Origin of the sequence: Kitasatospora sp. NPDC085464 (genome assembly GCF_044541955.1) — a bacterium.
Lineage (GTDB): Bacteria > Actinomycetota > Actinomycetes > Streptomycetales > Streptomycetaceae > Kitasatospora.
The window spans coordinates 66,492-91,482 of the sequence record NZ_JBITTM010000029.1; the positions used below are offsets into that span (position 1 = coordinate 66,492).

Annotated in this window: 25 protein-coding genes and 1 riboswitch; of the genes, 15 read left to right on the forward strand and 10 right to left on the reverse strand. The window is 74.3% G+C overall.

What is annotated here, in order from left to right:
* Window positions 1-35 precede the first annotated feature (35 nt).
* Window positions 36-1,346: a glycosyltransferase family 4 protein gene (locus tag ACIGG8_RS25165; RefSeq protein ID WP_396550902.1), complete on the reverse strand. Its 1,311-nt coding sequence runs from the start codon at window positions 1,344-1,346 to the stop codon at window positions 36-38.
* A gap of 218 nt (window positions 1,347-1,564) precedes the next feature.
* Between ACIGG8_RS25165 and ACIGG8_RS25170 the strand changes: the two genes are divergently transcribed.
* The 8 genes from ACIGG8_RS25170 (at window position 1,565) to ACIGG8_RS25205 (ending at window position 9,852) form a co-directional block, all read left to right on the forward strand.
* Window positions 1,565-2,191 carry a TetR family transcriptional regulator gene (locus tag ACIGG8_RS25170; protein ID WP_396550903.1) on the forward strand — a complete coding sequence of 209 codons (627 nt, stop codon included), beginning with the start codon at window positions 1,565-1,567 and terminating at the stop codon, window positions 2,189-2,191.
* A gap of 143 nt (window positions 2,192-2,334) precedes the next feature.
* Window positions 2,335-2,414: riboswitch (cobalamin riboswitch) on the forward strand.
* 105 nt (window positions 2,415-2,519) lie between these two features.
* Window positions 2,520-3,776 (forward strand): prenyltransferase/squalene oxidase repeat-containing protein, encoded by a 1,257-nt coding sequence (locus ACIGG8_RS25175; RefSeq protein WP_396550904.1) that lies wholly within the window; start codon window positions 2,520-2,522, stop codon window positions 3,774-3,776.
* Entirely contained in the window at window positions 3,776-4,510 is a 735-nt protein-coding gene (locus ACIGG8_RS25180; protein WP_396550905.1) for an SCO2322 family protein, read from the forward strand. The genes ACIGG8_RS25175 and ACIGG8_RS25180 overlap by 1 nt, the downstream gene beginning before the upstream one ends.
* A gap of 37 nt (window positions 4,511-4,547) precedes the next feature.
* The gene (locus ACIGG8_RS25185) at window positions 4,548-5,654 is read left to right on the forward strand and encodes a CbiQ family ECF transporter T component (protein ID WP_396550907.1); all 1,107 of its coding nucleotides are present in this window, start codon (window positions 4,548-4,550) and stop codon (window positions 5,652-5,654) included.
* Window positions 5,651-7,312, forward strand: a complete 1,662-nt coding sequence (locus tag ACIGG8_RS25190) for an ABC transporter ATP-binding protein (protein WP_396550908.1) — start codon at window positions 5,651-5,653, stop codon at window positions 7,310-7,312. The genes ACIGG8_RS25185 and ACIGG8_RS25190 overlap by 4 nt, the downstream gene beginning before the upstream one ends.
* On the forward strand, window positions 7,309-8,142 hold the full coding sequence (locus ACIGG8_RS25195) for an ECF transporter S component (protein WP_396550910.1): 834 nt from the start codon (window positions 7,309-7,311) through the stop codon (window positions 8,140-8,142). Before ACIGG8_RS25190 ends, ACIGG8_RS25195 begins: the two co-directional genes overlap by 4 nt.
* A gap of 64 nt (window positions 8,143-8,206) precedes the next feature.
* Window positions 8,207-9,193 (forward strand): ricin-type beta-trefoil lectin domain protein, encoded by a 987-nt coding sequence (locus tag ACIGG8_RS25200; protein ID WP_396550911.1) that lies wholly within the window; start codon window positions 8,207-8,209, stop codon window positions 9,191-9,193.
* 56 nt (window positions 9,194-9,249) lie between these two features.
* Window positions 9,250-9,852, forward strand: coding sequence for a hypothetical protein (locus tag ACIGG8_RS25205; RefSeq protein ID WP_396550913.1), 603 nt, complete (start codon window positions 9,250-9,252; stop codon window positions 9,850-9,852).
* Here ACIGG8_RS25205 and ACIGG8_RS25210 read toward each other — a convergent pair.
* Together ACIGG8_RS25210 and ACIGG8_RS25215 are read right to left on the reverse strand one after the other, a co-directional pair.
* Entirely contained in the window at window positions 9,793-10,644 is an 852-nt protein-coding gene (locus tag ACIGG8_RS25210; RefSeq protein ID WP_396550915.1) for a helix-turn-helix domain-containing protein, read from the reverse strand. The genes ACIGG8_RS25205 and ACIGG8_RS25210 overlap by 60 nt on opposite strands.
* A gap of 1,168 nt (window positions 10,645-11,812) precedes the next feature.
* Window positions 11,813-12,118, reverse strand: coding sequence for a putative quinol monooxygenase (locus ACIGG8_RS25215; RefSeq protein WP_396550917.1), 306 nt, complete (start codon window positions 12,116-12,118; stop codon window positions 11,813-11,815).
* 102 nt (window positions 12,119-12,220) lie between these two features.
* On the opposite strand from ACIGG8_RS25215, the gene ACIGG8_RS25220 reads away from it, so the two are divergent.
* Together ACIGG8_RS25220 and ACIGG8_RS25225 are read left to right on the forward strand one after the other, a co-directional pair.
* Window positions 12,221-12,820, forward strand: a complete 600-nt coding sequence (locus tag ACIGG8_RS25220; RefSeq protein WP_396550919.1) for a M15 family metallopeptidase — start codon at window positions 12,221-12,223, stop codon at window positions 12,818-12,820.
* Window positions 12,821-12,990: 170 nt separating this feature from the next.
* On the forward strand, window positions 12,991-13,386 hold the full coding sequence (locus ACIGG8_RS25225) for a VOC family protein (protein WP_396550920.1): 396 nt from the start codon (window positions 12,991-12,993) through the stop codon (window positions 13,384-13,386).
* 17 nt (window positions 13,387-13,403) lie between these two features.
* Here the strand turns inward: ACIGG8_RS25225 and ACIGG8_RS25230 are convergent, their stop codons facing one another.
* Window positions 13,404-14,480, reverse strand: coding sequence for an NAD(P)/FAD-dependent oxidoreductase (locus ACIGG8_RS25230; RefSeq protein ID WP_396550922.1), 1,077 nt, complete (start codon window positions 14,478-14,480; stop codon window positions 13,404-13,406).
* Window positions 14,481-14,663: 183 nt separating this feature from the next.
* Between ACIGG8_RS25230 and ACIGG8_RS25235 the strand changes: the two genes are divergently transcribed.
* The gene (locus ACIGG8_RS25235; RefSeq protein WP_396550924.1) at window positions 14,664-15,566 is read left to right on the forward strand and encodes an RNA polymerase sigma-70 factor; all 903 of its coding nucleotides are present in this window, start codon (window positions 14,664-14,666) and stop codon (window positions 15,564-15,566) included.
* A 93-nt stretch (window positions 15,567-15,659) separates the two neighbouring features.
* Here ACIGG8_RS25235 and ACIGG8_RS25240 read toward each other — a convergent pair whose 3' ends face one another.
* Window positions 15,660-17,111 carry an MFS transporter gene (locus ACIGG8_RS25240; protein ID WP_396550926.1) on the reverse strand — a complete coding sequence of 484 codons (1,452 nt, stop codon included), beginning with the start codon at window positions 17,109-17,111 and terminating at the stop codon, window positions 15,660-15,662.
* Between the two features lie 214 nt (window positions 17,112-17,325).
* On the opposite strand from ACIGG8_RS25240, the gene ACIGG8_RS25245 reads away from it, so the two are divergent.
* Window positions 17,326-18,204: a LysR family transcriptional regulator gene (locus tag ACIGG8_RS25245; protein ID WP_396550927.1), complete on the forward strand. Its 879-nt coding sequence runs from the start codon at window positions 17,326-17,328 to the stop codon at window positions 18,202-18,204.
* Window positions 18,205-18,345: 141 nt separating this feature from the next.
* Here the strand turns inward: ACIGG8_RS25245 and ACIGG8_RS25250 are convergent, their stop codons facing one another.
* On the reverse strand, window positions 18,346-18,714 hold the full coding sequence (locus ACIGG8_RS25250; RefSeq protein ID WP_396551003.1) for a carotenoid oxygenase family protein: 369 nt from the start codon (window positions 18,712-18,714) through the stop codon (window positions 18,346-18,348).
* Between ACIGG8_RS25250 and ACIGG8_RS25255 the strand changes: the two genes are divergently transcribed.
* Entirely contained in the window at window positions 18,625-18,855 is a 231-nt protein-coding gene (locus tag ACIGG8_RS25255) for a hypothetical protein (protein ID WP_396551004.1), read from the forward strand. The genes ACIGG8_RS25250 and ACIGG8_RS25255 overlap by 90 nt on opposite strands.
* Before the next feature lie 170 nt (window positions 18,856-19,025).
* Here ACIGG8_RS25255 and ACIGG8_RS25260 read toward each other — a convergent pair whose 3' ends face one another.
* Both ACIGG8_RS25260 and ACIGG8_RS25265 read right to left on the reverse strand, forming a co-directional pair.
* Window positions 19,026-19,352 carry an antibiotic biosynthesis monooxygenase family protein gene (locus ACIGG8_RS25260; RefSeq protein WP_396550929.1) on the reverse strand — a complete coding sequence of 109 codons (327 nt, stop codon included), beginning with the start codon at window positions 19,350-19,352 and terminating at the stop codon, window positions 19,026-19,028.
* A 102-nt stretch (window positions 19,353-19,454) separates the two neighbouring features.
* Window positions 19,455-19,865 carry a cupin domain-containing protein gene (locus ACIGG8_RS25265; RefSeq protein WP_396550931.1) on the reverse strand — a complete coding sequence of 137 codons (411 nt, stop codon included), beginning with the start codon at window positions 19,863-19,865 and terminating at the stop codon, window positions 19,455-19,457.
* Between the two features lie 62 nt (window positions 19,866-19,927).
* Between ACIGG8_RS25265 and ACIGG8_RS25270 the strand changes: the two genes are divergently transcribed.
* On the forward strand, window positions 19,928-20,404 hold the full coding sequence (locus ACIGG8_RS25270) for a MarR family winged helix-turn-helix transcriptional regulator (RefSeq protein ID WP_396550933.1): 477 nt from the start codon (window positions 19,928-19,930) through the stop codon (window positions 20,402-20,404).
* A 79-nt stretch (window positions 20,405-20,483) separates the two neighbouring features.
* Here ACIGG8_RS25270 and ACIGG8_RS25275 read toward each other — a convergent pair whose 3' ends face one another.
* The gene (locus ACIGG8_RS25275) at window positions 20,484-22,556 is read right to left on the reverse strand and encodes an MFS transporter (RefSeq protein WP_396550935.1); all 2,073 of its coding nucleotides are present in this window, start codon (window positions 22,554-22,556) and stop codon (window positions 20,484-20,486) included.
* Between the two features lie 394 nt (window positions 22,557-22,950).
* On the opposite strand from ACIGG8_RS25275, the gene ACIGG8_RS25280 reads away from it, so the two are divergent.
* Complete coding sequence (locus ACIGG8_RS25280) at window positions 22,951-24,162, forward strand: peptidoglycan-binding protein (RefSeq protein ID WP_396550937.1); 1,212 nt, start codon at window positions 22,951-22,953, stop codon at window positions 24,160-24,162.
* Between the two features lie 69 nt (window positions 24,163-24,231).
* Here the strand turns inward: ACIGG8_RS25280 and ACIGG8_RS25285 are convergent, their stop codons facing one another.
* Window positions 24,232-24,816 (reverse strand): TMEM165/GDT1 family protein, encoded by a 585-nt coding sequence (locus ACIGG8_RS25285; RefSeq protein ID WP_396550939.1) that lies wholly within the window; start codon window positions 24,814-24,816, stop codon window positions 24,232-24,234.
* Window positions 24,817-24,991: the final 175 nt, after the last annotated feature.

A 24,991-nucleotide genomic window follows, 5' to 3' on the forward strand; every position in this document is an offset into this window, starting at 1 on the left:
CACACCCGGCCGGGCTGCCGACCCGACCCCGGCGGCTAGGCCACGTACCGCCAGCCCGGCCCGGAACGGGCCCGGGCGCCGACGCCGGTGGCGATCGCCGCGCGGTAGGCCTCGGCGGTCAGCTCGGCGGCCCGCTCCCAGGTGAACCGGGCCAGCACCCGCTCCCGGCCCGCCGCGCCGAGCGCGGCGCGCAGCTGCGGGTCGTCCAGCAGCCGGCCGAGCGCCGCGGCCAGCGTGTCCGCCTCGCCCGGCGGCACGGCCAGGCAGGTCTCCCCGTCCGGTCCGGCGACCTCGGGGATCGCCCCGCCGGTGGTGGCGACCAGCGGGGTGCCGGTGGCCATCGCCTCGGCGGCCGGCAGCGAGAAGCCCTCGTACAGCGACGGGACGCAGGCCACCTCGGCCGAGCGGTACAGGTCGACCAGTTCCTGGTCGGTCAGGCCGCTGCGGAACTCGATGTGCCCGGCCAGCCCGAAGCGGCGCACCGCCTCGGCCACCGGCCCGTCCTCCTTCTGCGGCTTGCCGACCACCACCAGGTGGGCGTCCCGCTCGGTGCGGACCTTGGCCAGCGCCTCGACCAGGAAGACCAGGCCCTTCAGCGGGACGTCGGCGCTGGAGGTGGTGACGATCCGTCCGGGCACCCGCTCGACCGCGTCCGAGGGCGACCAGAGCCGGGTGTCGGCGCCGATCGGCACCACCGAGATCGCGCCGGGCGCGGCGCCCAGGTGCTCGGCGATCTCGCGCTGCGAGGTGCCGGAGACGGTGATCACGTGGTCCAGGCGGGCGGCGACCCGACGCTGCATCCGGGTGAAGGCGTACCAGCGGCGCAGCGAGAGGCGCTTGAGCCGGGTGGTGGCCGCGTCCAGCTCCAACTGCCGGTCCACGGTGATCGGGTGGTGGATCGTGGTGACCAGCGGGAAGCCGTGCCGGGCCAGGCCCAGCAGGCCGTAGCCGAGGGTCTGGTTGTCGTGCACCACGTCGTAGCGGCCCTTGTGGGCGGCCAGGTGGCGGCGGGCGCGCAGCGAGAAGGTCAGCGGCTCGGGGAAGCCGCCGGTGCGCATGGTGGCGAACTCCAGCGCGTCCACCGGGCCGCGGAACTCGCCGCGGGCCGGGGTTCGGAAGGGGTCGTCGGCCCGGTAGAGGTCCAGGCTGGGCAGCTCGACCAGGCGCACCGAACCGGGGCCCTCGACCTCGTCCAGCACCGGGTAGGGCTGGGCGCCGATCACGTCCACGTGGTGGCCGAGCCTGGCCAGCTCACGGGAGAGGTGCCGTACGTACACGCCCTGACCGCCGCAGAAGGGGTCCCCGCGGTACGACAGCAGGGCAATCCGCAGCGGCTGCGCGGTCATCCTGGGCCCTCATCTCTAGCTGCTATCTGTGCTGCCGGTCGCTAAAGTAGATCAGGTTTCAGTGGATGTGGAACTCGTCATCGACCACGTGAACAATGAGAGACCTCGAAGATACCGGCCCGTAGCTTTTCCTCAGGTGTCAGGGCTGGTGATTCCCGCCACGCCGACCCTGCCGACCATGTGAGCACACCGCCACTCTCGCCTGCCCGGGAGCACCTTTGCCGCCGTCGACCGAGCCCCTGACCCCGACCCCCGTCACGCCCCGGCCCGGCGAGCCGCCGCTGACCACGCGGCAGGCCGAGCGCCGGCGGCGGATCCTGCGGGCCGCCACCGCGCTGGCCGCCCGGGGCGGGTACGAGGCGGTGCAGATGCGGGAGGTCGCGGAGAGCGCCCAGGTCGCGCTCGGCACGCTGTACCGGTACTTCCCGTCCAAGGTCCACCTGCTGGTCGCGGTGATGCTGGAACAGCTGCAGGGCCTGCACGAACACATCCGGCGCCACCCGCCGACCGACGCGGAACCGGCCCTGCGGGTCGCCGACACGCTCACCCGGGCCTTCCACGCCCTCCAGCGCGAGCCGCTGCTGGCCGAGGCGATGGTCCGGGCGCTGTCCTTCGCGGACCGCTCGGTCGGCGCCGAGGTGGACCAGGTCAGCGTGGCCACCGGGCAGCTCATCCTGGACGCGATCGGCCAGTCCGGCCCGCCCAGCGAGAGCCAGCGCGCCGCGGTGCGGGTGATCGAGCACACCTGGCACTCGGCGCTCGTCGCCTGGCTCTCCGGGCGCGCCTCGATCGCCGAGGTCCGGGCCGACCTGCACACGGCGGCGCGGCTGCTCACCCTGCCGTGACCGCGGCGGGGCACCGCGGGCCGTCGCCCCGGCGACGCCGGGGAGCCCTCCCACTGGAACCTGTTCCTGCTGCGGCGCGGTGGTCCGCCCGCTCCGGCGGTTAGAGTCGACGGGCACCACAACTCCATCCCGCTCCTCCCCCGGGGGAAGCCGGTGGGAATCCGGCACTGACCCCGCAACCGTGAGCCCGGCCCTCCTGGTCGCCGGACGAGTCGGAGCACCCGGGGCGGGGCGAGCGGCCGGTCCGGACGCACGCGCCCGGAACCGTCGAGGACTACGGAACGGCCCGCCCGGGCCACCACCGCTCACCGAAAGGCACCACCGCACCATGCTGACCGCCGCCCGCCTGGGCGCCTCCGCCCTGTCCGCCGCGCTGCTCGCCGGCGTCGCCGCCGGACCGGCCCTGGCCGACAGCCCCCCGCCGACCCCGGCCGCCGCCCCCGACGGCCTGTACGGGAAGAGCGACCCGACGTACGACGGCGTGTGGCGGCAGTCGCTGGCGCTCACCGCGCTCTCCGCGGCCAAGGTCACCCCCGCCGACTCGGCGGTCGGCTGGCTCACCGGCCAGCAGTGCGAGGACGGCGGCTGGCCCTCCTACCGGGCGGCCGGCACGGCCTGCGACCCCAAGACCGAGGACAGCAACGCCACCGCCCTCGCCATCCAGGCCCTGGTCGCCCTCGGCGGGCAGCAGCCGGCCGTCGACAAGGGCGTCGCCTGGCTCAAGGCCAACCAGAACGCCGACGGCAGCTGGGCCTACAACCCGGGCAGCCCGGGCGACGCCAACTCCACCGGGCTCGCCGTGAACGCGCTGTTCGCCGCCCGGACCGACCCGGCGAGCGTCGCCAAGGCCGGGCCCGGCGGCGCCGGGAAGAACGCCTTCGACGGCCTCGCCCGCTTCCAGCTCGGCTGCTCCGCCCCCGCCGACCAGCGCGGGGCCTTCGCCTACCAGCCGGACCCCGCCACCGGCGCCCTCGCCCCCAACGCCCTGGCCGGCGGCCAGGCCGCGCTCGCCGCCGCGGGCGGACACCTGCCGGTCGCCAACTCGGTCCGCGCCGACGCCGAGCCGAAGCCCCTCGCCTGCGCCGACGGCTCCGCACCCACCACCGTCCCGCACGCCGAAGCAGGCGAGGCCGTCGGCGCCTACCTCGCCGCCCAGCTCACGAGCGGCGGCAACCACCTCACCCTCACCACCCCGGGCGCCGCCCCGAGCCCCGACTACACCGCCACCGCCTGGGCCACCCTCTCCCTCATCCAGAGCGGCCACCCCGACCAGGCCACCGACGCCGCCGACTGGCTCGACGCGCAGGAGGCCACCTGGACCAAGAACGGCACCGACGCCGCCGCCACCGCCACCCTCCTGCTGGTCGCCCAGGCCGACCACCGCCCCACCGCCGACCTCACCGGCAAGCTGACCGCGCTCGGCCCCGCCCCCAAGGCCACCGCCCCCGCCGCGGACGAGGCCACCCCGGCGAAGAAGAAGAACGACGGCATCGGCCAGTACTGGCTCATCGGCATCGGCCTCCTCGTCGGCATCGGCGGCGGCCTCCTGCTCAGCCTCCAGCGCAAGCGCAACCCGAACCTCTGATGCCCCCGACCCGCCACCCCCGGCCCGCCCGGCCCGGAGCGGCCGCCACCGGCGGCGCCACCCCGCGTCGCACGCGGGCGCGCGGGCGCCTCGCCGTGCTGCTCCTGCCGCTGCTCGGGGCGCTCCTGGTGCTCGCCGGCGCGGCGCCCGCCGAGGCGGCCGGGTACCGGTACTGGTCGTTCTGGCGCGGCGCCGACGGCGGGTGGGCCTACCAGCAGCAGGGCCCGGCGATCGCGGTGCCGCCCGACGGGGCCGTGGACGGGTGGCGGTTCGCGGTGAGTCCGGACGGCGGGCAGGACGCCGCCAGGCCGCGGACGGCCGGGAGCTTCGCGGACATCTGTGCGCAGACCCCCGCGCAGGACGGCCGCAAGCGGGTGGCCGTCGTCCTGGACTTCGGGACCGCCGACGACGCCGGACCGGCCGCCGGGGCGGTGCCCGAGCCGCGGACGGCGTGCGCCGTCGTCGCCCCGCGCGCCACCTCGGCCGAGGTGCTGGCCGCCGTCGCGCCACCACTGCGGTACGACACCAACGGGCTGCTGTGCGCCATCGCCGGGTACCCGACGGCGGGCTGCGCCGACCAGGTCGGCGCCGCGGGCGCGGCCGCACCGGCCGCCGGCGGCACCTCCCCCGCCCACGGCGGCGGCCCGGACATCGGGCTGATCGCCGGTGGCGCACTGGTCGCCGTCCTCGCCGGCGGCGCCGTCCTGCAGGCCCGCCGCCGCCGCAACCCGTGAACCCCGCCCAGGCCGCACCCGATCCAGGAACGTCTCCGTGAGCAGCACCGCCCGCAGCACCCGGCCGCCCACCGGCCCCCGCCAACTGCACCCCGGCGCCTGGTGGTTGTGGGCACTCGGGCTGGGCGCGGCGGCCACCCGCACGACCAACCCGGCGATCCTGCTGCTGCTCTGCGCCGTCGCCGGGTACGTGGTGGCGGCCCGGCGCGGCGACGCGCCCTGGTCGCGGTCGTACGGGGCGTTCCTGCGGCTGGGCCTGCTGGTGCTCGGCATCCGGCTGGTGTTCGCCGTCTTCCTGGGCTCGCCGATCCCCGGCACCCACGTGCTGTTCACGCTACCCGAAGTGCCGCTGCCCGTCTGGGCGCAGGGCGTGCGGATCGGCGGCCGGGTGACCGTCGAGGGCCTGCTCGCCGCGCTGTACGACGGGCTGCGCCTGGCCGCCCTGCTGGTCTGCGTGGGCGCCGCCAACTCCCTGGCCAGCCCGGCCCGACTGCTGCGCACCCTGCCCGGCGCGCTGTACGAGGCGGGCGTGGCGGTGGTGGTGGCGATGACCTTCGCGCCGAACCTGGTCGCGGACGTCCGCCGGCTGCGCGCCGCACGACGGCTGCGCGGCCGTACGGACAAGGGCGTCGCCGCCGTGCTCAGCGTCGGACTTCCGGTGCTGGAGGGCGCGTTGGAGCGGTCCGTCGCCCTGGCCGCCGCGATGGACACCCGGGGCTTCGGCCGTACCGCCGACGTCCCGCGCCGGCTCGCCCGGGCGACGGCGGCGCTCACCCTGACCGGACTGCTCGGCGTCTGCCTGGCCGCGTACGGGCTGCTGACCGCCGGCGGCGCCGGCTGGGCGCTGCCCGTGCTGGCGCTCGGCACGGCCGCCGCCTTCGCCGGACTGCTGCTCGGCAGCCGACGGTCCGTCAGGACCCGCTACCGGCCCGACCCCTGGGTGCTGCCCGAGTGGCTGACCGCCGGCTCCGGCGCCGCCGTCGCGGCCCTCACCGCCTACCTGGCCACCCGGGACCCTGCCGCCTTCGCCCCCACCGTCGTCCCGCCGACCGTCCCCGCGCTGCCGCTGGCCGCCGTCCTGACCGTGCTGCTCGGCCTGGTACCGGCGTTCGCCGCCCCGACCCCGCCCCGGAGGGCATCGTGATCACCTTCGAGCAGGTCTCCGTCCGGTACGAGGAGTCCGCCGCCCCCGTCCTGGAAGGCGTCGACCTCACCGTCCCCGAGGGCGAACTCTGCCTGCTGGTGGGCCCGTCGGGCTCCGGCAAGTCGACCCTGCTGGGGACGGTCAGCGGCCTGGTCCCGCACTTCACCGGCGGTGTGCTGCACGGCCGGGTCACCGTCGGCGGCCGGGACACCCGCGAGCACCGGCCGCGCGAACTCGCCGACCTCGTCGGCACGGTGGGGCAGGACCCGGCGGCGCACTTCGTCGCCGACACCGTGGAGGACGAACTCGCCTACGGCATGGAGTCGCTGGGCCTGCCCGCCGACGTGATGCGCCGCCGGGTCGAGGAGACCCTCGACCTGCTCGGCCTCGCCGACCTGCGCGACCGCGCGCTCGGCTCCCTCTCCGGCGGCCAGCAGCAGCGCGTCGCGATCGGCTCGGTGCTCACCGTGCACCCCCGGGTGCTGGTCCTGGACGAGCCGACCTCGGCGCTCGACCCCGGCGCGGCCGAGGAGGTGCTGGCCGTCCTGCAACGGCTGGTGCACGACCTCGGCACCACCGTGCTGATGGCCGAGCACCGGCTGGAGCGGGTCGTCCAGTACGCCGACCAGGTGCTGCTGCTGACCCCGGGCGCGCCCCCGGTGCTGGGCGAGCCGGCCGAGGTGATGGCGCACGCGCCGGTGCACCCGCCCGTCGTCGGCCTCGGCCGGCTCGCGGGCTGGCGGCCGCTGCCTCTGTCGGTGCGCGACGCGCGGCGCAAGGCGGCGGCGCTGCGCACCGAGCTGGAGGGCCGCGCACCCGCCGGCGTGCCGGGCCCCGCCGGCGAGCCCGTCGCCGTCGGCCTGCCCGCCCCCGCCGGTGAGCCCGTCGCCGTCGCCGTCGCCGGGCCCGTCGCCGTCGCCGACCGCCTCGCCGTCCGGCGCGGCCCCGTCCAGGCGCTGCGCGGGGTCGACCTGGCCCTGCGGCCCGGCGAGATCACCGCCCTGATGGGCCGCAACGGCGCCGGCAAGTCCACCCTGCTGGGCAGCCTGGTCGGCCTGCACGCCCCCGCCTCCGGCAAGGTCGAGGTCGGCGGCCGCACCCCGCACCGCACCCGCCCCGCCGAGCTGATCCGCAAGGTCGGCCTCGTCCCGCAGGACCCGCGCGACCTGCTGTACGGCGAGTCGGTCGCCGCCGAGTGCGCGGCGGCGGACACCGACGCCGGCGCCGCCGCGGGCACCTGCCGCGCCCTGGTGGAGCGCCTCCTGCCCGGCATCGCCGACACCGCCCACCCGCGCGACCTCTCCGAAGGCCAGCGGCTCACCCTCGCGCTCGCCGTCGTGCTCACCGCCCGGCCCCCGCTGCTGCTGCTCGACGAGCCGACCCGCGGCCTGGACTACGCCGCCAAGGCCCGGCTGGTGGAGATCCTGCGCGACCTCGCCGCCGAGGGGCACGCCGTGCTGCTGGCCACGCACGACGTCGAGCTGGCCGCCGAACTCGCGCACCGCACGGTGATCCTGGCCGAGGGCGAGATCGTCGCGGACGGGCCGACGGCGGAGGTCGTGGTCTCCTCCCCCGCCTTCGCCCCGCAGGTCGCCAAGGTGCTCGCGCCGGGGCCGTGGCTCACCGTGCGGCAGGTCGCGGAGGCGCTCGGCGCATGAACCGTCCCGTCCCCCTCGGTCGCCGGTCGGTCGCGGTCCTCGCCCTGACCTCGCTGGTCGGCGTCGCCGCCTTCGGCTGGCCGCTGCTCGCCTCCACCAAGTCCGCGCTGGTCGGCCACTCCACCGACGCGCCCTGGCTGTTCGCCCTCCTCCTCCCGCTCCTGCTCGCCGTCGTCGTCGCACAGATCTCCGAAGGCCGGTCGGCGGGCGGCGGCGCCCCCGGGCTGGACGCCAAGTCCGTGGCACTGCTGGGCGTCCTCGCCGCGACGGGCGCGGCGCTGCGCCCGCTCGGCGCGGGCACGGCGGGCCTGGAACCGATGTTCTTCCTGATGGTGCTGTCCGGACGGGTGCTCGGGCCCGGATTCGGCTTCGTCCTCGGCTCGTTGTCGATGTTCGCCTCCGCCCTGCTCACCGGCGGGGTCGGCCCCTGGCTGCCGTTCCAGATGCTGGCGATGGGCTGGGTCTGCCTCGGCGCGGGGCTGCTGCCGGGGGCCTCCCGGTTGCGCGGGCGCCGCGAACTCCTGCTGCTGGCGGGGTACGGCGCGGTGTCGGCCGTGGCGTACGGCACCGTCATGAACCTGCAGGGCTGGCCGTACATCGGCGGGCTGGCGGGCTCCATCTCCTTCGTCCCGGGCGACCCGGTGGGTGCCAACCTGGTCCGCTTCGCCGCCTACTGCCTGACCACATCGCTGGGTTGGGACCTCCCGCGGGCCGCGCTGACCGTCGTCCTGTGCCTCACCCTCGGCACGCCCGTGCTGCGCGCCCTGCGCCGCGCCACCCGCCGGGCCGCCTTCGACGCACCCGTCGCCTTCCGGCCGCCGGAAGGGTGAACCGCCTTTCCCCGCGCGCGCCGTACACCTCCGCCGCACCGGTTCGTCCACGATCATCACCACCGTGATCCGAACCCTCACCCGCACGGCGACCGTGGCCGCACTCTCCCTTACCCTCGCCACGGCCCTCACCTCCCCCGCCGCCGCCGTCACCTTCATCGGCCGCGACGTCCCCACCACCGTCACCATCGCGCCCGGCCGCACGGGCGCCGTCCCGTGGACGTACCAGAACACCGGCGGCGCCGGCCTGCTCCCGCCCTCCGGCATGACCGCCGTCTTCACCGCCCCGGGCAACACCACCTTCCCCGCGCAGTCCACCGTCCCGACCGAGTACAGCAGCGACGGCACGACCTGGGGCCCCAACAACGTCGGCCTGCGGGGATGCACCCTCGGCAACGGAAACCGGACCCTCACCTGCGAGGGCTACGGCCGCAACGGCGGCAACAGCGGGTGGCCGGCCAACGGCTACTTCCGCTTCTCCCCGCAGGTCACCGTCGACCCGTACGCCCCGGCCGGCACCACCCTCCCTCGCGGTAACGGCTCGTTCCGCTACACCAACCCGGGGAGCAGCACCGAGTACACCATCACCGACGGCACCCTCAACGTCGCCACCCCGCCCCGGACGTCGACCGCCAAGTGCCTGGACGTCGGCGGCACCCGCTTCAACGCCGACAACGTCCGGGTCTGGGACTGCCTGGAGAACACCAACCAGCGCTTCGTCCTGGACGACGGGAGAGTGAAGGTCGCCGACACCGTCGGCACGGCGCAGGAGATGTGCCTCGACGCCGACTACACCGGCACCAACGGCGACGTCGTCCGCATCTGGGCCTGCGAGAACTCGCAGGCCGCACGCGCCGACCAGACCTGGCTGCTGCGCCGCGGCGCGCTCGTCCTGCAGCGGACCGCCGGCAGCGGCGAGGAGATGTGCGTGGACGTCGGCTCGTACCGCACCAACGGCGACAACGTGTTCCTCTACGGCTGCGGCGCCACCAACCCCAACCAGCGGTTCGTGGTGGACCGCGGGTACATCGAGGTCCGCGACACGCTCTGAGGCCGTCCGTTTGTAGGGTGAACGTCCGTACGCCGCGGAAGAACGGAGTTCCCCCTGTGTCCGACGAGGACGAGCACGAGGACGAGTCGCCCTGGATCGTCGCGGCCTGCCCGGTCACGCCCGAACTGGCCGCCCGGATCGCCGGGATGGCCGAGCTCGACTGGGAGGACCCGGAGATCGCCGAGAAGGCCATGGTGGCCGCCGGCTGGCGCTCCACCGGCGACTACCTCGGCGACCTCAACGAGAAGGCGTACACGCCCGCCGGGCACCTGGTGTACGGGGACGACCGCCTCGCCATGCCGTTCGCGTACGAGTACTGGATCCACCCCGACGGGGCGTGGACGGAGGACTTCTGGGCGGAGCAGCCCGGCTGGCGGAGCGTCGTCGACCCGCCGGCCGGGGCCTTCGACGCCCGACTGGACGCCGTGGCCGGCCACTTCACGGAACTGCTCGGTCCGCCCGACCACGACGTCACGCACGAGGGGTACCGCTGGCGGTACCGGATCTGGCGCCGGGGAGGCAACGTCCTGGTCGTCGCGCCGGGGCTCGACGGCTTCTCGTACTCGCAGTTCGAGCACGCCTACGTCCAGATCCGCCCGCTACCCGCAGACGCGCCGCTGCCACCCACCGACGAGCTGCCCGGCTTCCTCACCTGGTGAGCACCGGCCGCACCGCTGCCCGGCGAACCCGACCGGCCGCCCGCACATCCCGTCCCGCCCGGGACACTCGTGCCGGCGCGGCCCGTCGGCCGCCACGCGTGGCGCCGGAACGGTCGGCACCCCCGCGATCCGTGCCGCGAGGATCGCCCCCGCGCTGCGGGTGACCCGCTCCGGCAAGGGGGCGGCCAGGATCCCGGTCAACGCCTCGCGCGTCCACCCGCCCGCGAGCAACCCCTCCACCCGTGCGGCCTGATCGGACAGCGGCTTCCCCGCCAACGCCATCCGGGGCTCCCGGCGCCCGAGGTCGAGCAGCAGCGACATCCCGGCCGTCAACTTCTCGGGGGGACGGACGGAAGGTCGTTCTGCTTCCTTGACCTTGGGTTCCTTGGACGGGCTTCCCGCCTTCCCGCCGCCCACCGCCCCGGTTCCGGGCACCCCGGCGGCCGGGGGTGCGGGAAGCGGCGGCGGAATCGTGTGAACCGCCTTCCCCACCACCGGCTCCTCGTGAACGGACACCACCGTCCGGACCTGCCCCGTCACCGGATCGCGGTGCGTCCGCCGCACGTAGTGCCCCGCCGCCTCCAACTCGCGCAGCGCCCGCGCCACGGTCGTCCGACCCTCCACGCTCTTCGCCGCGAGGGTGCGGACGTCTTCGCGGGCGCCGTCCGGCAGGCTGAGCAGGTAGCCCAGGAGGCCGCGCGCCGCCCAACTCAGCGAGTGCTTGCGGATGACGTGGCCGTTGTCGAGGATCGTGTACCCGGGGGCATGCCGGGGGATACGATGAATCTGCATTCGGGAGTCTCCTGCTCCTGGTGCCATTCCCCGGGGTGTTCCAGCACCGCCGGGGCTCTCTCATGGCGCAGTGTTCACCATATCGACCTGACGCAACGTCAAACCTTGACTCTCATCACCCGTTCGGGGGGCGCACGCGCACCCCACCCCGCGCGCACCCACCCCGCTCACCTTCCGCACACGACGCGCAGGTGCCGCCGCACACTGAGCCCCGGAAGCCTCGACGGGCAGCGGGGCGTCGTGCAGCACGCCGAGCGGCATTTTCGCTCCCGAGAGGACCCCAAAGGACTCCGGGACCCCCTGAAGGGGCATCCGAGCGGCTGCGCCTCAGAGTCGGCGGGGCATCCGGGCAGGCCCTGCCCAAAACGGCATTTCTGTGGTGTCCTGGAAGTAGTCGAAGATGGCTCTGGAAGATCCGAGAGCCTGGCTCGACACAAAACAGTTCCGACGCACAGCCATGGTGACTCCATGAAGTCAGAATCCTTGAACCGGGCGAGCGTTACGCACTGTGCGTGATGGAGCTGACAGCATGGGCAGACACCTGAGGGATTAGGGCCATGCGTCCGAAGAACAGTGGAAGAATCTATCTCATGCTGGCAGCAGCAGTGACGATTGCGACTGCCACGATCTCCGCCGGATCGGCATCGGCACAGTCAGTCCCGGCGCCGCCGTCGAACCTCAGGGTTACTCCGACGGCAAACAACACGTTTCTCCTCACATGGCAGGACAACTCGAATAACGAAACCGGATTCGAGATCACCGACGGAATCTCGTTCCGCCTTGCCGGCGCAAACGCGACAGCGGACAACTGGCACGTGACTCCGGCTACGTACAAGTGCTTCCGGGTTCGCGCGTACAACGCTGCGGGCGCCTCAGCGTGGTACCCGAGTGCCGCACCGTATTACGTCTGCGGAACCACTCCTTCATAGCCCATTGGATGCCGCGTTTCCGGATGCCCGAAGTCACCGATTCGGTTGGCACAAGAGCGCGTCCTTCAGCGCGCCCCGGGCCTGCAAGCCCGAGCGCGCTCCCGGAGTACCTCGTCAGCCGACCCACGCGGTCCGGCCGGTCCAACCACACCCGACCCGCTTGCGCCCGGTCATTCCCTCCCGGGGCGGGGGCAACTGCGCGAAGGCCATCATCGACCGGTCACAGGACGTTGCGAGGGTCAGAGCAGGCCCTTGGCTTCGTCGCCGGCGGGGTAGGGGTCCATGACGGCGACGTCGAGGGGCTCGGCGAGCGCGTCGGTGATGGCGGCGGCGATGGCGACCAGGGTGTCGCCCGCGCTGTGGGCGTCGAGGGCGGCCTGGTCGGCCCACTTCTCGACCACGGTGACGCGGTCGGGGCCGGCGTGGACGGCGTAGAGCTCGCAGCCGTCCTCGGCGTGGACGGCGGGGGTGTGCTTCTCGAACGCGGCGAGGACTTCGTCGCGCCGGCCGGGCTTGGACCTGATCGTGGCGATGACAACGGGCATGTGAATCTCCAATGGTGTCGAATGATCATGTTATTGGTAGTGATCCACGGGAGGCCCGCTCGGACGGCGGGCAGCACCCGATCGTCAGCCAGGGAGGCACAGTTGAGGGAGATCGCCCTCATGTCCGACCCGAAGGTGTCCGCCGTCGCGGTCCGGGAGTGCGGTGAACGACTCCTGCACGTGCGGGGCGGCAGCGGCCTGCTCGTCGACGAGCGAAAGCAGGACGGCACCGGCGCGTTCACGCACCTGCGGGCCGCCGTCCTCGACCGGCTGCTCGACGCCCAGTCGCGGTTGCCGGACGGACTGCGGCTGCTGTTCGTGGAGGGCTACCGGCCGCCGGAGCTCCAGAGCCGCTACTTCGACGAGTACGCCAGCGAGTTGCGGGCCGCGAACCCCGGCTGGCCGGACGACCGGGTCAGGTCGGCGACCAGCCGCTACGTGTCCCCGCCGGAGATAGCACCGCACAGCGCGGGCGCCGCCGTCGACCTCACCCTCGTCGACCCCGACGGCCACGAACTCGACCTCGGCACCAGGGTCAACGCCAGCCCGGAGGAGAGCGCCGGGGCCTGCTACACCGACGCCGACGGCCTCGACCCGCAGGCCCGGGCCAATCGACGCCTGCTCAGCGCGGTCCTGACCGGCGCCGGGCTGGTCAACTACCCCACCGAGTGGTGGCACTGGTCGTACGGGGACCGCTACTGAGCACTGGCCACGGGAGCGCCGTCCGCCCTGTACGGATCCCGACGCCTGTAGAACCCGCAGGCCTTCAGGTCTCAGGCCCTCCGGTCCTCCGGTCCTCCGCCTCGAAGCGTAGGACCGGCGGGCCCTGCGCCCGATGCCCGACCGACCGTCACCGGCCTACCGTGCTCGGCATGGAGATTCCCGAGCACCACAGGCAGGCCGTCATCCCGCACATCGTCGTCGACGGCGCCGCCGCCGCCATCGACTTCTACGGTGCCGCGTTCGGCGCCTCCGAGCTGTTCCGGCTCGACGGCGAGGGCGGCCGGATCGTGCACGCCGAGATCCAGGTGCACGGCGCGACGCTCATGCTCGGGGACGCCGAGGCGCCGTTCGCGCCGCCCGGCACCGGCGTGCCGTCCGTCATCCTGCACGTGTACGTCCCCGACGTGGACGCGCTGACGGCGCAGGCGGTGGCCGCGGGCGCCGAACTCCTCTCCCCGCCGGCCGACATGCCGTACGGCGCCCGGCAGTCGATGCTTCGCGACCCGTTCGGGCACGTGTGGATCCTCCTCACGCCGTCGGCCTGAGCCGGCGGGGCGAGGGGTCAGCCACCCGTCCCCGTGCGGGCGCCGTACTTGCCGCCGCGGGAGGCGAGTTCCTTGATCACGACCCCGGTGCGGCCGCTGACGTGCACCCGCCGGAGGGTGTCGTCGCGGCGGGTGAACTGGCCGACGGCGTTGTCGCGGCCGAGGGTGACGGCCCGGGCGACGTAGCGCGGGGTGTACGGCACCGGGGTACGGCCGGCGATCAGGCGCGCCACGTTGTCGACGGCGTGGGCGGCCTGCGGGCCGGCGAGGGCGCAGGCGAAGCGGGCGCCGGGGACGGCGGCGCAGTCGCCGACGGCGAAGATCCGTTCGTCGTCGACACTGCGCAGCGACGCCTCCACGACCGCGCGCCCGTCCCCGTCGACGGTGTGGCCGCTGCGGGTCGCGAGGTCGGGGACGCCGGACACGATCGCCCACAGGGTGAGGTCGGAGAGCAGCGACAGGCCCGACCGCAGGTGCACGACACCGTCGCCGACCTCCGTCGCACTGTCGTCCACGATCTCGACCCGCAGCCGCTCCAGCCCGGCCCGGACCTTCTCGTTCGCCCGGTCGGTGAAGGTGTCGCCGACCGCCGGCCCGACGATCCGCACCTTCAGGTCCGGCCTCGCCCAGGCCACCTCGGCGGCCGTCTCGATACCCGTGGCACCACCGCCGACCACCGTCACCGTGCGGCCGGCCGCCAGCGCGGCGAGCGCGACACGGGCCCGCTCCGCGCCCTCCCAGGTGCCCACCGGGACGGTGCCCGGCAGCGGCCGCACCGTGCTGCCGACGGCGAGGAACGCCCAGTCGAAGTCGAGGCGCGTGCCGCCGTCGAGGACGACGCAGCCGTCGCCGATCCGGTCGACGGCGCCGACCTTCAGCACGGCCCCGTTGCGCAGCATCGACGCGATGGGCGTCGCGGCGACGGCCGTCCCGGCGACCTGCTGGTGCAGCCGTACGCGTTCCACGAAGTCGGGGCGGGGGTTGACCACCGTCACCTCGGCGGCCTTCACCTTCCTGGCGACCCGGTTGGCCGCGAGCATCCCCGCGTACCCGGCGCCCACCACGACGACCTTCATCTCGGGAATCGTCCTCATCTCGGCCTCCTGCCGTGTGCTCGTCGGCATGGAGATGCCGACGGGCCGGGAGCCGTGACACCGGGCCGGCGTGGCGCAGGTCACACGGCGTGCCGTGTCACGGACCGGCGGGGTCCGGCGTCCTGTGGGAGGCGTAGCCGAACCAGAGGCACCAGCGGCACCGAGGCACCAGAGGGAGAGACCATGAACAGCGAGGACGGCCGCCGTCCCGATCCGGCCACCGAGGCGTTCGTCGCCCACCGCAACCTGCTGTTCACCGTCGCCTACGAGATGCTCGGCTCGGCGGTGGACGCGGAGGACGTCCTGCAGGAGACCTGGCTGCGCTGGGCGGGCGTCGACCTCGACACCGTCCGCGACCACCGCGCGTACCTGGTCCGGATCACCACCCGGCAGGCGCTCGGACGGCTGCGCACGCTCGGCCGGCGCAAGGAGTCGTACGTCGGCCCGTGGCTGCCCGAGCCGCTGCTCACCTCGCCCGACGTGGCCGACCAGGTCGAACTGGCCGACAGCATCTCGATGGCGATGATGATGGTCCTGGAGACGCTGACACCGACCGAGCGGGCGGTGTTCGTGCTGCGCGAGGTGTTCGCCCTCGGCTACGACGAGATCGCGGAGGCCGTCGGCAAGGCGCCGGCCACGGTCCGCCAGATCGCCCACCGGGCGCGGGCGCACGTGGCGGCGCGCCGTCCGCGCGGCAACGTCTCGGCGGACCAGGCACGGGCCGCGATCGCGGCCTTCCAGCGGGCGGTCGAGACGGGCGACCTCCAGAACCTCCTCGACCTCCTCGCACCGGACGTCGTCCACATGAGCGACGGCGGCGGTATCAAGACGGCCATGCCGCGGCCCACCGTCGGGGCCGAGCAGGTGGCCCGGCTGCTCGCCAGGGGCGTGGCGCTGTGGGGCCCGGTGGCGACGGCCGAGTCGACCCAGGTCAACGGGCACCCGGCGCTGATCCTGCGGATCGACGGGGAGATCGACCTGGTGGTGGCCATGCGGCTCGACGAGGGGCGGATCACCGGCATCTACGCGGTGCGGAACCCGGAGAAGCTGACGCACATGGAGCGGGAGACGGCGGTGAGCCTCTGAGCCTCGGAGTCCCGGTGGCCCGGTGGCCCGGCGCCTCGGACTCTCGGCGCGCCTCGAAGCCGCCGGGGCACCGGGTCACCGGGCCCGACCGGATCACCGGGCGCGGCTGCGCAGCACCGCGAGCGCCGCCGCCCCGCACACCAACGCCGGAAGCAGCATCGCCATCGCGACCGCGCCACCCCCGCCGACGGCGGCGCCCCCGCCGACGAACGCGCCCGTCACCGCCACGCCCAGCGTCGCGCCGACCTGCCGGACGGCGTTGAGCAGGCCGCCCGCCGCACCCGCACGGCCCTCCGGCGCGGTGGTGACGACGGCGGTGACCAGCGCGGGCAGCGCGAAGGAGACCCCGAAGCCCGCCAGCAGCAGCCCCACGGCGAGCAGCGGGTACGGCGTGCCGAGCGACACCGCCGCCGCGAGGACCGCGCAGCCCGCCGTCAGCAGTGCCAGCCCGCCCAGCACCGGCCGCCACGGACCGACCCTGGCGACGATCCGCGCGGTGAGCAGCGGGTTGAAGCCCGGCGGCAGCGTCATCGGCAGGAACGCCACCCCGGCCAGCGTCGGGGACAGCCGCAGCTCCTGCTGCAGCAGCAGCGGCAGCACGAACAGCACGCCCAGCAGGGCGAAGTTGACCGCGCCGCCCGCCAGCAGCACCGCCCCCGTGCCTTGGGCCCGCAGCACGTCCGTCGGGAGGACGGGCGCCGGGCTGCGCCGCTCGCGCCGTACGAAGGCCACCAGAGCCACTGCCGCAGCCGCCCCGGACCACGCCGCGTGCGACCACCCGGAGTCGCCGAGCGCGATCAGCGCGTCCGTGAACAGCGCGAGCGTGGCGCAGGCGGCCAGCTGGGCCGGCCAGTCGATGCGCCGTTCACCGCGCGGGCAGTGCACGGCCCGTCCGGCCACCAGGGCCAGCACCAGCACCGCCGGCGGGACGTTCACCAGGAACACCGCCCGCCACCCGGCGAGGTCGACCAGCGCACCGCCGACCATCGGCCCGAAGGCCATCGCGCAGCCGCTGACCGCCGCCCACACGGCGACGGCACGCGCCCGCTCAGCCGGCTCCGGGTGGAGACGGGTGATCAGCGCCATGCTCGCCGGGACGCAGGCCGCCGCCGCGACGCCCAGCAGGGCGCGCAGCAGCACCAGTGTCGGGATGTCCGGCGCGCACGCGCTGAGCAGCGAGCCCGCACCGAAGGCGGCGATGCCGAAGCGGAAGGCCCGGTGGGCGCCGTAGCGGTCGGCGGCCGCCCCGGCCGACAGCAGCAGTGCCCCGAAGGCGACGCTGTAGCCGGTGACGGCCCACTGCAGTCCGGTGGTCGAACTGCCCAGCGAGGCAGCCAGATCGGGTTCTGCGACGGAGAGCACGGTGGTGTCGAGCAGCACCATGAAGTAGCCGAGGGCGATGCCGAGCAGGGCGCGCGAGCGGGTCGCCGTGGCCGGCGTCGCGGGCGCGGCCGGCGTCGCGGGCGCGGCCGGCGTCGCGGGCGCGGCCGGCGTCGCGGGCGCGGCCGGTGTCGCAGGGGCGACGGGAGGGACGGGGGAGGTCATCGGGGTTCTCCTGATCGACGAGCGGAAGCGCCCCCACCCTGGCCGCGCCACCCCCGTCCGTTCGACCGCCGGAACCGCATGCGGCGTTCGGATTCTCCGAACGCCCCGGTACGACTCCGCGCACGCCGCGGTACAACTCCGCACACCCACCCGTACGCTGTCCCGCAGCACCGGGAGCAAGGCGTCCGGAAGCCGGGGAGTCCAGGGGAAACCAGTGGAACTACGTCAGTTGCGCGTCTTCGAGGCCGTCGTCGCCCACCGCACCGTCACCGGCGCGGCCGTCGCGCTCGGGCTCGCCCCGTCCTCCGTCTCGGAGCAGATCCGCACGCTGGAGCGGAGTCTGGACACCGAGTTGTTCGAACGGGCACCGCGCGGCATGACCCTCACGTCGGCCGGGGAGCGGCTGCTGCCGTGGTCCCGGAGGCTGCTGGACCAGGCCGAACAGGCGCGGCGGGAGGTGGTCGCCGCCCGCGCCCGGCTGCGGCTCGGCGCGCTGGAGACCATCGCGGCCACCCACGTGCCCGCCGTCCTGGCCCGTCTCGCCGAGCGCCGGCCCGACCTGGAGATATCCCTGCACACCGACACCGCCCGGGACGGCCTGCTCGGCGGGGTCGCGGCCGGGGCGCTGGAGGCGGCACTGATCCTGGACACCGCCGGGCCGCTCGGCGAACTCGGCTTCTACCTGCCGCCGGCCCCGCTCGACCACGTCGACCTGCAGGACGTCCCGCTGGCCCTGGTCGCCGCCCCCACCGACCCGCTCGCCGACGCCACCGCCCTCACGCGCGAGAGCCTGCGCGGCCGGCGCCTCCTGGTCAACACCCCCGCCTGCTCCTTCCACCTGGCCGGCGAGCGACTGCTCGGCCACGACCTCGACCGCGTCCGCACCGGCGGCGTCGCCGTCACCCGCGCCTGCGCCGAACAGGGCCTCGGCATCGCGCTGCTGCCCGAGTTCGCCGTCCACGACCAGCTCGCCGCCGGCACCCTGGTGCGCCTCCCGCTCGATCCCCCGCCGCTGCACCTGCGCCTCGTCTGGCGGGCCGACCGCGAGACCGTACCCGGCCTGCGCGAGGTCTTGTATGCAGTCTCGGCATAAGCTCGCGGCGCCATGAGCCCGCCTCATGAGCCCGCGGCGCCATGAGCCCGCGTCATGAGCCCGCGTCATGAGCCCGCGTCATGAGCCCGCGTCATGCGCCTGCCCGGCCTGGCACGCCCTCAGCCTGAGCCGTCCCCTCTCTCAGGCCGGGGCATCGGCGAGCCAGTTGCCGTGGAAGCCGAACGGCACCCGGGCCGGGAGGTGCACGGTGGCGACCGGCGGGGCGGCGAGGTCGTCGGCGGCCAGGACGACGAGGTCACTGCGTTCGGTGCGGGCGTCATGAACGTACGTCATGAGCCATCCGGGTGAGCCGGCTGAACCGGCGCCCGGGCCGACCGGCGTTCCCGTCCCCGCCGGGACGAACACGGCCTCGCCCGGGGTGCGGGTTCTAACGGTCCCCGCAACACCCGCAGCGACATCCTGCTCAGGGTCTTCTTCCTCGGCGTCCTCACCCCCGGCCAGGCCCGCGACTACCTCACCTGCCTGGCCGACCTCTCCGCCCGCGAACACGCCGACCTCGCCGCCCTGGCCGACACCATCGACTGGGGCGAGGACGGCCTCTCCGTCGGCCGGATCGCCCTGGAGTACGGCCTGCGCTTCAACGCCATGCGCCGCGACTGGGCCGAATGGGCCGCCACCCAGATCGAGTGACCCCAGCCCCAACCCTTCCCGCACTACGGCGAATCGGGCCCCGGCAGCCGGGCAACCGCCCACCCCGCCACCACCGCGGGCAGCCGGGAAGCACTTCGGGCCCTCCCCCACCAGGGGAAGGGCCCGAAGGACGAACTACCGACTACCGACCACCGCCGGCAGGTACTGACTCAGGCACCCTTGGGCCCGGCCGACTGGACGACCTCGAAGGACCACAGCGTGGAGCCGGAGGCGGCCGGCCGCTTCGGGGCCTCGCCCTCACCGCCGCCCTGGTGGGCCGACTTCATCGGACCCTCCATCCACGCCTGGAAGTCCTCCTCGCTGCGCCAGCGGGTGTAGACCAGGTACTGCTCGGTGCCCTCGACCGGGCGGAGCAGCTCGAACCACTCGAAGCCGTCCGAGTTCTCCACCGCGCCGGCCCGCGAGGCGAAGCGCTGCTCCAGCACCTCGCGCTGCTCGGCCGGCACCGTCAGTACGTTGATCTTGACGACGGACATGCCGCTCCTTACTGGTCCGCCGGGGCCCCGCGTGCGGCCGCCGGCTCGGTCACTGCCAGCAGTCTCCTACACCTCACACCGGGCGGACCCGCCTCCCGCCGCTCAGGCGATCCATGCCGGGAGGACGCGCTCGGCGTCGCGCGGGGCCATGGCGCAGGCGCCGTCGGGGGTGACGGCGTCGGGGTTGTAGGCGCGGGAGGGCGAGGTGGAGGCGACGACGGCGGTGAAGCCCTCGTCGGTGGTGATCCGGCGGGCCTCGTCGGCGGGGAGGACGAGGGTGTCGCCGGCGGCCAACACGCCGGTTTCGCCCGCGAGTTCCACCGTGGCGGACCCGGCGAGGAAGGTCCAGATCTGCTCGGCGTCCATGGCGTGCAGCGGGCCCTGGGTGCCGGGTCGCATCTCGACCCGCCACAGCGCCAGCGACGTCGAGCCCTGGGTGGGCGAGGCGAAGGTGGTCATGACGGCGTTCGGGGTCTCGGAGCGGCGGGCGTCGGAGAGGCGGATGACAGGCATGACGAAGGAACCCCCTAATATGGACAACGAAGTTGTCTATATGGTCAATGAGGTTGTCTATCGTGTCAAGTGAACCCGCCCCGCCCGGCTTCGAGCTGCCGCTGCGCCTGCTCCTCGCCTTCCGGACGATCATCGACGAGCTGCACGAGCGGATCGCCCGCGAGGGACATCCGGACCTCCGCCCGATGCACGGCTTCGTCTTCCAGGCGATCGGCCCGCACGGCACCACCGCCGTCGAACTCGGCCGACGCCTCGGCGTCTCCAAGCAGGCGGCGGGCAAGACCGTCGAGAACCTCGAACAGCTCGGCTACGTCGAGCGCGGCAGCGACCCGGCCGACGCCCGCCGCAAGGTGGTCCGGCTCACCGACCGGGGTGTGGACTGCCTCGCCCGCTCGGCCCGGATCTTCGACGAGCTGCGCGCCGAGTGGTCCGCCACCCTCGGCGAGGAGGAGCTCCGGCACTTGGAGGACAGCCTGCGCCGACTCGCCCCCGGCGACCCGTTCCGCCTCGACACCCCGCGCTGGTTCGGCTCGCCGTGAGCCTGCGGAAGCGCCGGATCCGGATGCGCACCGTCCACCTGGACAGCGGGCCCCGGGGAGCGGCCCCACCCGGCCGCGGTCAGAACGACCGCCCCTCACCGTGGTACGGCGGCTGCGGCCCGACCGGATCGGGCCGGTCCCGCAGGTCGGCGCAGAGGGCGGAGCTGAGCCTGGTCAGCAGCTCGGCGAGGTCGGCGTACTGCTGCTCGTCCCAGCCCTCCAGCAGGTCGGCGAGTTGGGTGCGCCGGGCGGCGACCAGCCGCAGCGCGACCTCCTCGCCCGACTCGGTGAGCCGCAGCGGCAGTCCGCCGGACCGCGCGGCCAGCCCCCGGCCCTCCACCTCCCGGACGGCCGCCTCGACGACGGCGATCGGCACGATCCGCCGCTCGGCCAGTTCGGCCGGCTCGACCGAGCCGTGCTGGTGCATCTGCAGGAGCAGCCAGCTGGAGGCGGGCAGCAGGTCCAGCCCGGCGGTGGCGGTGATCCGCCCGAAGAGGTCGCGCCGGGCCTCGCGGGTGCTCAGCACGGACAGCGCGCGGGCGATCTCGTCCAGGGAGCTGCGCTCCACCGGGTTCAGCCCGATGGACTCGCTCAGGTCCGGCGCGGTGACGGTGGACCGCAGCTTCTGCTCGCGCAGGAAGAGCGACAGTACGAAGGCGACCGCCGCGACGGGCACCGCGTACAGGAAGACGCGGGTGATCGACTCGGCGTACGCGTGGTAGACCGCCGCCTGGGCGTCGGCGGGCAGCCGGGGGATGACCCTGGGGTCGGTGGTGACCGCCTCGGGCTGGAGGCCGGACGGCAGCGGCACCCCCGCCAGGGCGTCGGCGAGGCGGTCCCGCAGCCCGCTCGCGAAGACCGTCCCGAAGATGGAGACGCCGAAGGAGGCCCCGATGGAGCGGAAGAAGGTCGCGCCCGCGGTGGCCACGCCGAGGTCCTCGTAGCCGACCGAGTTCTGCACGATCAGCACCAGGACCTGCATCACCAGGCCCAGCCCGAGGCCGAAGACCAGGAAGCAGAAGCTCGTCTCGGCGGTGCTGCTGTGCTCGTCGAGCCGGGAGAGCAGCAGCAGCCCGACGGTCGTGACGGCCGTACCGGCGATCGGGAAGGCCCGGTAGCGGCCGGTGCGGGCGACGACCTGGCCGGAGCCGATCGAGGTGACCAGCATGCCCAGGACCATCGGCAGCATGTGGATGCCGGACATGGTGGGCGAGACCTGCTTGACCACCTGCAGGTAGGTCGGCAGGTAGGTGAGCGCGCCGAACATCGCGAAGCCGACCACGAAGGAGATCACCGCGACCAGGCTGAAGGTCCGCGAGCGGAACAGCCGCAGCGGCAGGACCGGTTCCACCGCCGTCCGCTCGACCTCGACGAAGGCGACCAGCAGCACCAGCCCGAGCACGCCGAGGCCGACGATCTGCCAGGAGCTCCAGGCCCAGGTGGTGCCGCCGAGCGAGGTCATCAGCACCAGGCAGGTGGCGACGGCGGCGATCAGGGCGGTGCCGAGGTAGTCGATCCGGTGCTCGCGCCGCACCTCCCGCCCGTGCAGCACCGCGGCGATCACCACCAGGGCGACGACGCCGATCGGCAGGTTGACGTAGAAGACCCAGCGCCAGCTGAGGTGGTCGACGAACAGTCCGCCGAGCAGCGGCCCGAGCACGCTGGTGACGCCGAACACGGCACCGAACAGGCCCTGGTAGCGGCCGCGGTCCCGGGGTGGGACGAGGTCGCCGACGATCGCCTGGGAGAGCACCATCAGCCCGCCGCCGCCCAGCCCCTGCAGCGCCCGGAAGGCGATCAGCTCGCCCATGTCCTGCGCGATCCCGCACAGGACCGAACCGAGCAGGAAGATCACGATGGAGGCCTGGAAGAAGCGCTTCCGGCCGTACATGTCGCCGAGCTTGCCCCAGAGCGGGGTCGCGGCGGTGGCGGCCAGCATGTAGGCAGTGACCACCCAGGAGAGGTGGTCGAGGCCGCCGAGGTCGCTGACGATGGTGGGCAGCGCGGTGGAGACGATGGTCTGGTCGAGGGCGGCGAGGAGCATCGCCAGCAGCAGCGCGCCGATCGGCACCCAGAGGTTGGGGACGGCGGCCGTCGGCGGGCCGGGCTCGCCCGCCGGGCTCCGGTCGGACGCGGCGGGCGGATCCGTCATGGCGTCTCCGTGGGCATGGCGTCTCCGTGGGGTCGCGGGCCCCGGCTGGCTGCCCGTGCGGATGATCACTCCCAGCTCACCATGCTGGCAGATTCGCCCCGTTTTGTTCCTCCGGATTGAGCCGAACGTAAGCACCGGGGACGTCCACGGCGTCCGGGGCGTTCCCCGGAGGAGCTCTCCGGGGCGGTCTCGGGGCGGCGTCGGAGCGGTCTCGGGACGTTCTCGGAGGGGCCAACCGGCACCAACCGGCACAACACCCCCGCGGCGGGTCGGACGCCCCTGTCCACCCTCCGGGCAGTCCTGCATAATCAGGCGCGATCGTGCGCCCGGGGCCCCGCCCGGACGCCACCGGAACCGCACACGAGTACGACCCGAAACCGAGGAGGACCGGCCGATGCCGGACCAGCACTGCCCGACGTGCGGCACCGCACGCTCAGCCGGGTGCGGCTGTGTCCCGGACCCGAGCCTCACCGAGACCGCCGTCCTCCCCCACATCGAGGGCCCGCCGCTGGTCCGCCCGTACGTCCCCCAGACCGCCGACCAGGTGGCCGAGGAGGCCCCGGCGCACGCCCCGACCGTGGACCCGTTCGCGACCACCGTGCTGCCGCCCACCGCACCGGGGCAGCCGTTCGCTCCGGGCAGGCCGGTCACCGCGCCGCTCGGGCCGGACGCGGACGCCTACGCGACCACGGTGCTGCCGCCGGTCCACGCCGGGCAGCCCCCGCTCCGCCCGGACGCCGACGCCCACGCGACCGCGGTGCTGCCCCCGGTGCCGGCCCCCGGGCCGGGCGCGTACGCGGCCGGGCCGCCGCAGGCCCCCGGACAGCACGCCGGCGGGCACGGCAACGGGTACGAAAACGGGTACGGCGGCAACGGGTACGGGGCCGGACACGAGGCCGGGTACGGGGCCGGGCAAGAGATCGGCCTGTTCCCCTTCGACAACGCCCCCGCCGGGCCCGACGCGCCGGACACCGGCGGACGGGCCGCACGCCGGGCGGCCGACCAGGCCGCCCGGAACCCGCTGACCGAGCGCAAGGGGCTGCTCGTCGGCGTCGGCGCCGCGCTGGTGGCGCTCACCATCGGCGTCGCGTACGCCGTGACGCCCTCCTCCGAGCCGGACGCCGAGCAGGCGAAGCCGCTGCCGACCACCACCCTGGCGCCCGCGCCGGTGGACCCGGCCCCCTCGGCGGTCCCCACCGCGACCACGCCGGCGCCGACCAGTGAGGCGCCGAGCCCATCGGCGACGCCCAGCCGCAAGCCGACGCCGACGAAGACGGCCACTCCGACGCCGACCCCCACTCCGACGCCGACGCCCACCCCGACTCCCACGCCGACCCCCACCCCGACGCCGACGCCCACCCCGACCCCCACGCCCACCCCGCGGGTGCTGCAGGTCGGGATGGTGGGGCCCGACGTCCGGGACATGCAGCAGCGCCTCTACGCCGCCGAATGCGGATTCGTCGACAAGTCGATCATCTCCGGCACCTTCGACGACTGGACCAAATCGGTGCTCAGCAGCTACCAGCGCGAGAACCGGATCAAGGGCGAGAACGGCTTCTACGGTCCCAAGACCCAGGCCGTCCTCTCCGCCGACCCGGGCTGCTGACCCCCGGACACCCGAAACGGGCGGCGCCCGCCGATCGGCGGGCGCCGCCCGTTCGCCGCTCCCGGGACGTCAGCCGGTGATCGCCCCGCCGATGCTGACGGCCGCCAGTACCAGCATGATCGCCGCCGCCACCCGGATGATCAGCTTCATCGGCACGTACTTGAGCAGCTTCTGTCCGCCCACGATGGCGATCCCGCCGACGGCGCAGAGCGCCAGCCAGGAGCCGAGGCCGACGGCCAGCGGATCGGCGTACTTGGCGGCCAGGTTGGCGGTCATGATCTGGGTCAGGTCACCGAACTCGGCGATCGCGACGACCACGAAACTGGCCCCGGCCACCTTCCAGAAGCTGTTCGAGGACGGCTCCTTGGCCGCGTGCTCGTCCTCGTCCCCGCCGCCGTGGAACAGCAGCATCGCCGCGCCCGCCAGGAAGAGCACGCCCGTGACGAGCTCCACCCAGCGGTGCGGCAGCAGCGACAGCAGGTGCCCGGCGACCAGTGCGATGCCCACCTGCAGGGCGAAGGCGGCGGCGATGCCGGCGAAGACGTAGCTCGCCCGGTACTTGGTGCCGAGCACCAGGCTGGCCAGCGCGGTCTTGTCCGGCAGTTCGGCCAGGAAGATGATGCCGAACGTCAACACGGCAACGGTCAGGCTCATGCGCCCGCCTCGTTTCGCTCGGCGGGGACGTTCGCACGGACGCGCCCGTCGACGGCTCGTTCGCTTCGCTCACTCATCAAGGGAGGTTCCTCGGTCGGGCTGCCCGGCCGTCGCAGCTCCGTCAGGGGACGCTTCGGCCCGACAGCACTGGTCATGGTCACAGCACTGCGGCCGA

Bases quoted from the DNA above. Each gene is read 5' to 3' on its own strand.
- ACIGG8_RS25165 (WP_396550902.1), bottom strand. From the start codon at position 1,346: ATGACCGCGCAGCCGCTGCGGATTGCCCTGCTGTCGTACCGCGGGGAC.
- ACIGG8_RS25175 (WP_396550904.1), top strand. From the start codon at position 2,520: ATGCTGACCGCCGCCCGCCTGGGCGCCTCCGCCCTGTCCGCCGCGCTG.
- ACIGG8_RS25180 (WP_396550905.1), top strand. From the start codon at position 3,776: ATGCCCCCGACCCGCCACCCCCGGCCCGCCCGGCCCGGAGCGGCCGCC.
- ACIGG8_RS25195 (WP_396550910.1), top strand. From the start codon at position 7,309: ATGAACCGTCCCGTCCCCCTCGGTCGCCGGTCGGTCGCGGTCCTCGCC.
- ACIGG8_RS25210 (WP_396550915.1), bottom strand. From the start codon at position 10,644: ATGCAGATTCATCGTATCCCCCGGCATGCCCCCGGGTACACGATCCTC.
- ACIGG8_RS25215 (WP_396550917.1), bottom strand. From the start codon at position 12,118: ATGCCCGTTGTCATCGCCACGATCAGGTCCAAGCCCGGCCGGCGCGAC.
- ACIGG8_RS25225 (WP_396550920.1), top strand. From the start codon at position 12,991: ATGGAGATTCCCGAGCACCACAGGCAGGCCGTCATCCCGCACATCGTC.
- ACIGG8_RS25230 (WP_396550922.1), bottom strand. From the start codon at position 14,480: ATGAGGACGATTCCCGAGATGAAGGTCGTCGTGGTGGGCGCCGGGTAC.
- ACIGG8_RS25235 (WP_396550924.1), top strand. From the start codon at position 14,664: ATGAACAGCGAGGACGGCCGCCGTCCCGATCCGGCCACCGAGGCGTTC.
- ACIGG8_RS25240 (WP_396550926.1), bottom strand. From the start codon at position 17,111: ATGACCTCCCCCGTCCCTCCCGTCGCCCCTGCGACACCGGCCGCGCCC.
- ACIGG8_RS25260 (WP_396550929.1), bottom strand. From the start codon at position 19,352: ATGTCCGTCGTCAAGATCAACGTACTGACGGTGCCGGCCGAGCAGCGC.
- ACIGG8_RS25265 (WP_396550931.1), bottom strand. From the start codon at position 19,865: ATGCCTGTCATCCGCCTCTCCGACGCCCGCCGCTCCGAGACCCCGAAC.
- ACIGG8_RS25275 (WP_396550935.1), bottom strand. From the start codon at position 22,556: ATGACGGATCCGCCCGCCGCGTCCGACCGGAGCCCGGCGGGCGAGCCC.
- ACIGG8_RS25280 (WP_396550937.1), top strand. From the start codon at position 22,951: ATGCCGGACCAGCACTGCCCGACGTGCGGCACCGCACGCTCAGCCGGG.
- ACIGG8_RS25285 (WP_396550939.1), bottom strand. From the start codon at position 24,816: ATGAGCCTGACCGTTGCCGTGTTGACGTTCGGCATCATCTTCCTGGCC.